At 60.1% G+C, this 541-nt stretch carries 1 protein-coding gene and 1 pseudogene; both read right to left on the bottom strand.

What is annotated here, in order from left to right; translation table 11 throughout:
- Positions 1-143 (bottom strand): annotated as a pseudogene (locus tag ACTIEN_RS22340) (3-oxoadipate enol-lactonase); the annotation flags it as partial.
- Positions 143-541, bottom strand: a 399-nt coding sequence (locus tag ACTIEN_RS22335) for an FAD-dependent monooxygenase (protein ID WP_439525325.1), incomplete at its 5' end; no start/stop codon positions are given. The gene ACTIEN_RS22335 and the pseudogene ACTIEN_RS22340, both read right to left, overlap by 1 nt.

The following is a 541-nucleotide window of genomic DNA, read 5'->3' as shown; positions in this document are numbered from 1 at the left end:
AGCCCTGTCGGCAGATGTGGCAGCACCGCGTCCCAGAGCCGCAGATCCGTGCCCAGCGAATTGGCGAACAGCACGGCAGGCGCGTCTGGCGGCCCTTCTACCACCACATGTAGCGTGACATCATTTACCCGGATCGCCTGCATCAATAGGGCAATCCCACATAGTTTTCGGCCATGGCCTGCTGCGCGCTTTTATTGGTGCGCAGAAATTCCAGTTCGGCCAGCTGCATCTTGAGGTCAAATTCCGACTGGTCCGGATAGCGGTGCATGAGCGATGAAAACCAGATGCGGGCAAGGGCCTTTTCCGAATAGCTGTCAATTCCGGCGGTCGAGTCGTTTTCGTAATAGTCGCACAGCCCCTGATACAGATAATGCACATCCGAGGCCGCCGTGTTCAGCCCCTTGGCCCCGGTCGGTGGCACGATATGCGCGGCATCCCCGCAGAGAAACAGTCGGCCCCAGCGCATGGGTTCGGTCACGAAGGAGCGCAGCGGCGCGATGGATTTCTCGATGCTGGGCCCCGTGACCAGTTTCTCGGCCTG

Source organism: Marivita sp. (assembly GCF_051859345.1).
GTDB lineage: Bacteria > Pseudomonadota > Alphaproteobacteria > Rhodobacterales > Rhodobacteraceae > Marivita.
The sequence above is the reverse complement of the archived record's forward strand: the minus strand, read 5'-3'. Positions and strand labels throughout refer to the sequence as shown.